At 70.9% G+C, this 4,350-nt stretch carries 5 protein-coding genes; 2 read left to right on the top strand and 3 right to left on the bottom strand.

Annotation, left to right across the window (positions count from 1 at the left end):
* Positions 1-46 precede the first annotated feature (46 nt).
* Positions 47-439 (bottom strand): OmpA family protein, encoded by a 393-nt coding sequence (locus tag B8460_RS04460; RefSeq protein ID WP_048860372.1) that lies wholly within the window; start codon positions 437-439, stop codon positions 47-49.
* 247 nt (positions 440-686) lie between these two features.
* Here B8460_RS04460 and B8460_RS04455 point away from each other — a divergent pair, with 247 nt between their 5' ends.
* A complete protein-coding gene (locus B8460_RS04455) occupies positions 687-2,087 on the top strand; it encodes an aspartate aminotransferase family protein (protein ID WP_048860371.1) in 1,401 nt (466 codons plus the stop codon).
* An 11-nt stretch (positions 2,088-2,098) separates the two neighbouring features.
* On the opposite strand, the gene B8460_RS04450 is transcribed toward B8460_RS04455, so the two are convergent.
* Both B8460_RS04450 and B8460_RS04445 read right to left on the bottom strand, forming a co-directional pair.
* Complete coding sequence (locus tag B8460_RS04450; RefSeq protein ID WP_048860374.1) at positions 2,099-2,848, bottom strand: DODA-type extradiol aromatic ring-opening family dioxygenase; 750 nt, start codon at positions 2,846-2,848, stop codon at positions 2,099-2,101.
* Positions 2,849-2,907: 59 nt separating this feature from the next.
* Positions 2,908-3,960, bottom strand: a complete 1,053-nt coding sequence (locus B8460_RS04445) for a polyprenyl synthetase family protein (protein WP_373855659.1) — start codon at positions 3,958-3,960, stop codon at positions 2,908-2,910.
* A 148-nt stretch (positions 3,961-4,108) separates the two neighbouring features.
* Here B8460_RS04445 and B8460_RS04440 point away from each other — a divergent pair, with 148 nt between their 5' ends.
* Positions 4,109-4,315 carry a putative signal transducing protein gene (locus tag B8460_RS04440; RefSeq protein ID WP_048860370.1) on the top strand — a complete coding sequence of 69 codons (207 nt, stop codon included), beginning with the start codon at positions 4,109-4,111 and terminating at the stop codon, positions 4,313-4,315.
* Positions 4,316-4,350 lie beyond the last annotated feature (35 nt).

Below are 4,350 nucleotides of genomic sequence, written 5' to 3'. Positions count from 1 at the left end.
GCCGCCGGCGTCGCCACCGGCGCGCGGGCCGCGGCGCGCGCCGTCATCAGCCCCCGAGGATGCGTATCTCGACCCGCCGGCTTTCCTGCGAGGAGAGGGTGTAGTCGGTGGAGCCGCGCGCCTCCTTGGTGATGCGCGAGGCGGCGACGCCGTCGCGGATCAGCTGATCGACCACCGCCTGCGCCCGCGCATGCGACATGTCATAGGCCGCGGCCGGGCTGCCGTTCGGATCGGCATAGCCGATGACCACGACCGGACCCTGATGCTTGGTCGCCCATTTCGCCGCCGCCGAGACCGCGCCCTGCGCCGGGGCATCAAGCGTGGAGGAGAAATCGGAGAAGAAGACCACGAAGCTGGGGGATGCCGGATGTTCGCCGCACGCGGCGATGGCGAACAGCATCGGAACCAGCAGGCTGAAAGCGACGGCCAGACGCCGCATGGGACGAATCCTCGGACGGTTTGCTCGCGGATTGGTGACGCCGTGCCGGCGTGGCGTCAACGAAAACCGCCCTGGTCGCCGGACGGTCGCGGGAATGGTCGGGCGGCCGTCCGGCGGGAAGCCGGGTCGGGCGAGGCAACGCGTTCAACGCAGACACCCGGCCCGCCGGGGTGTCGCGCCGCCCCATGCGGGCGTAGGGTGGCGTATCGCGCGATGCCGTCGCGCCCCTGCGCCGGGAGTAACCGCCATGACGCCGCCGCTCGCCAACTCCAACGCCGCCCGCGACATCGGCAGCGTGCTCCACCCCTACACCGACCTCGTCGCGCATCAGGAGATCGGCCCCGTCGTCATCACGCGCGGCAAGGGCGTGCGCGTATGGGACGATACCGGGCGCGACTATATCGAGGCGGTGGCCGGGCTGTGGTGCGCCTCCCTCGGCTTCGACAACGAGCGTCTGGTGGAGGCGGCGGCGCGGCAGATGCGTCAGTTGCCGTTCTACCACGGCTTTACCGCCAAGTCGCACGAACCGATGATCGAACTGGCGGAGATGCTGCTCGCCCGCGCGCCGGTGCCGATGCATCGCGTGTTCTTCGCCAATTCCGGGTCGGAGGCGAACGACACCGCGATCAAGATGGTCTGGTACTACAACAACGCGATCGGCCGGCCGCAGAAGAAGAAGCTGATCGGCCGCGTGAAGGGCTATCACGGCATCACCCTCGCCGCCTCGTCGCTGACCGGGCTGGTCAACAACCACCGCAGCTTCGACGTGCCGCTGCCGGGCTTTGTCCACACGATGACGCCGCACCATTACCACGAGGCGCGACCCGGCGAGAGCGAGGAGGCGTTCGCCGACCGCTGCGCCGAGGCGCTGGAGGCGCTGATCCTCGCGGAAGGGCCGGACACCGTCGCCGCGATGTGGGCGGAGCCGATCATGGGCGCGGGCGGCGTGATCGTGCCGCCGCGCGGCTATTTCCCGAAGATCCAGGCGGTGCTGCGCAAATACGACGTGCTGCTGGTCGCCGACGAGGTGATCTGCGGCTTCGGGCGCACCGGCAACTACTGGGGCACGCAGACCTTCGACATGCAGCCCGACATCGTCACCTGCGCCAAGGCGCTGTCGGCGGCATTCCTGCCGATCAGCGCGGTCATGGTCAACGCCCGCGTGTTCGAGGGGCTGGCGCGCGAGAGCCATGTCATCGGCACGTTCGGCCACGGCTATACCTATTCCGGCCATCCGGTGCCCGCCGCCGTCGCGGTCGAGACGCTGAAGATCTACGACGAGATCGACATCGTGGGCCATGTCCGCGCAGTCGCGCCCACGATGCAGGCCGGGCTGCGGTCGCGCTTCGCCGACCATCCGCTGGTGGGCGAGGTGCGCGGCATCGGGCTGATCGGCGCCGTCGAGCTTGTCGCCGACAAGGAAACCCGCGCCAATTTCGACCCGTCGCGCAAGATCGCGGCGCGGGCGGCGAAGCTGTGCGAACAGCACGGCGTCATCAGCCGCGCGCTGCCGGGCGACAGCCTCGGCTTCAGCCCGCCGCTGATCATCAACGAGGCGGAGATCGACGAGATGCTCGACCGCGTCCGCGCGGCGCTCGACGAACTCGCCGTGCAGCTGCGGCGCGAGAGCATCGCCCCGGTCGGCTGAGCCCGGCCCGGCTAGCCGTAGGCGTAGCCGGAAATCGCCTTGCCGCCGATCACGTCGTGAAAGACGCGCCGTCCGGGATCATCCCCGGCGGCGCCGGCGACCACCATCAGCGGGATCAGATGCTCCTCGCGCGGATGCGCCGCGCGCGCCGCCGGTGCCTCGGCCCAGCGGATCAGCCGCGCCCGCGCCGCCGCCGGATCGGGCTGCGTCGCCGCCTCGGTCAGCCACGCATCGAACGTCGCCGCCGCCTCCGGCTCGCCGTCGAAGAAGGTGCGGAGGTTGTGGAAGCTGTTGCCGCTGCCGATGATCAGCACGCCGTCGTCGCGCAGCGGCGTCAGCGCCGCGCCGATCGCGACATGCGCGGCGGGATCGAGGTCGCGGCGCAGCGACAGCGTCACCACCGGGATGCGCGCGTCGGGATCGACGATCAGCATCGGCACGAACACGCCATGGTCGAAGCCGCGCGCCGGATCCTCGGCATTGGCGATGCCGGCGTCGCTCAACAGTCGGCGGACACGGGCCGCCAGCGCCGGATCGCCGGGCGCTGGATAGCGCAGCGTGTACGTATGCTCCGGGAAGCCGTAATAGTCATAGATCATGCCCGGCGCGGCGGCGCTGCCGACCGTTGGCACCGCCTCCTCCCAATGTCCGGACACCATCAGGATCGCCGTGGGCGGCGCGGGCAGGCTCGCGAGCAACCCCGCGAGGTAGTGGCGCAACCCGTCGAAGGCATGCGCGCCGAAGGGCGGCGGGAAGCTCATCCAGAAGCACGGGCCGCCGCCATGCGACAGGAAGATCGCCGGCTGGCGCGCGCTGGCGCTCACCGCGCCCGCCGCACCGTCGTGTCCGCGACCGCCAGAAGGGCCGCGCGATACGCCGTGTCCGGGAACGGTGCCAGCGCCGCGCGGGCGGCGGCGGCATAGCGGCGTGCCCGGTCGATCGTCGCCGGGATCGCGCCGCGCCGCTCGATGCAGGCAAGCGCGTAATCCAGATCGTCCTCGGTCTGTTCGCTGTCCTCGATCGTCCGCCGCCAGAAGGCGCGCTCCGTCGCGTCGCCCGCGTGATAGGCGGCGAGCACCGGCAGCGTGATCTTGCCCTCGCGGAAATCGTCGCCGACCGTCTTGCCGAGCGTCGCCTCATCCGCCGCGTAGTCGAGCGCGTCGTCCACAAGCTGGAACGCGATGCCGAGGTTGCGGCCATAGGCGGACAGCGCCCGCTCCTCCTCCTCCGGCCTGCCGGCGACCACCGCGCCCACCTGACACGCGGCGGCAAAGAGCGCGGCCGTCTTGCCCTCGATCACCTCCAGATAGCGGTCCTCGGAGGTGGAGAGGTCGTTCTGCGTGACGAGCTGCAGCACCTCGCCCTCGGAGATCGTGGCGGAGGCCTGTGACAGGATCGCCAGTACCTTCAGCGACCCGTCCCGCACCATCAGCTCGAAGGCGCGGGCGAACAGGAAATCGCCGACCAGCACCGACGCCTTGTTGCCGAAGATCGCGTTGGCGCTCGCCAGCCCACGGCGCAGGCTGCTTTCGTCCACGACGTCGTCGTGCAGCAGCGTGGCGGTATGGATGAACTCGACACAGGCGGCGAGCTGCACATGCCGGTCGCCGTCGCCATAGCCGCACATGCGCGCGGTGGCGAGCGTCAGCAGCGGCCGCAGCCGCTTGCCGCCCGCGGCGACGATATGGGCGGCAAGCTGCGGGATGAGCGCGACCGGGCTCTGCATCCGCGCGACGATCGCGCGGTTGCAGGCGGCGAAATCATCGGCGACGAGTGACAGCAGGCCGGCAAGGGCCTCCTCGGCCGCCGAGGGTCCCGTGATCGGCTTGTCGGCGACACGGGCGGCGGCAGGCAGACCGGCGACGTCGGCCACGCGGTTCTCCAGGCTTGCTTGTGGATGGCGCTCGGCCACCATATCGGCGGCGCCGAAAATGGGTCAAGCCAAGGCGCCTCAATGGCTTGGTCCCTCACGTGCCGCACGGGCGGGGCGGAGGGGGCGCCACGGACAACAGGGAGGCCGCATGCGCGCAGTCGCGACGTCGAACGATCCGGTGAGGCTGAGCTTCCTCGCGGCACTGCTTGCCGACGCGGGCATCCAGTCCACCGTGCTCGACTGGCATGCGAGCGTGATGGACGGCAGCATCGGCGCGGTGCCGCGCCGCCTCGCCGTCGCCGACGACGACGAGGCCAGGGCGCGGCGCATCCTGCGCGACGCCGGCGAGGCGTGACGGACGCCGGCGGCCACGATCACCGTCCGGCGGCA

Origin of the sequence: Acidisphaera rubrifaciens HS-AP3, from assembly GCF_000964365.1 — a bacterium.
GTDB lineage: Bacteria > Pseudomonadota > Alphaproteobacteria > Acetobacterales > Acetobacteraceae > Acidisphaera > Acidisphaera rubrifaciens.
The sequence above is the reverse complement of the archived record's forward strand: the minus strand, read 5'-3'. Positions and strand labels throughout refer to the sequence as shown.

Coding starts and splice junctions, on each gene's coding strand:
- B8460_RS04450 (WP_048860374.1), bottom strand. CDS start 2,848: ATGAGCTTCCCGCCGCCCTTCGGCGCGCATGCCTTCGACGGGTTGCGC.
- B8460_RS04460 (WP_048860372.1), bottom strand. CDS start 439: ATGCGGCGTCTGGCCGTCGCTTTCAGCCTGCTGGTTCCGATGCTGTTC.
- B8460_RS04455 (WP_048860371.1), top strand. CDS start 687: ATGACGCCGCCGCTCGCCAACTCCAACGCCGCCCGCGACATCGGCAGC.
- B8460_RS04440 (WP_048860370.1), top strand. CDS start 4,109: ATGCGCGCAGTCGCGACGTCGAACGATCCGGTGAGGCTGAGCTTCCTC.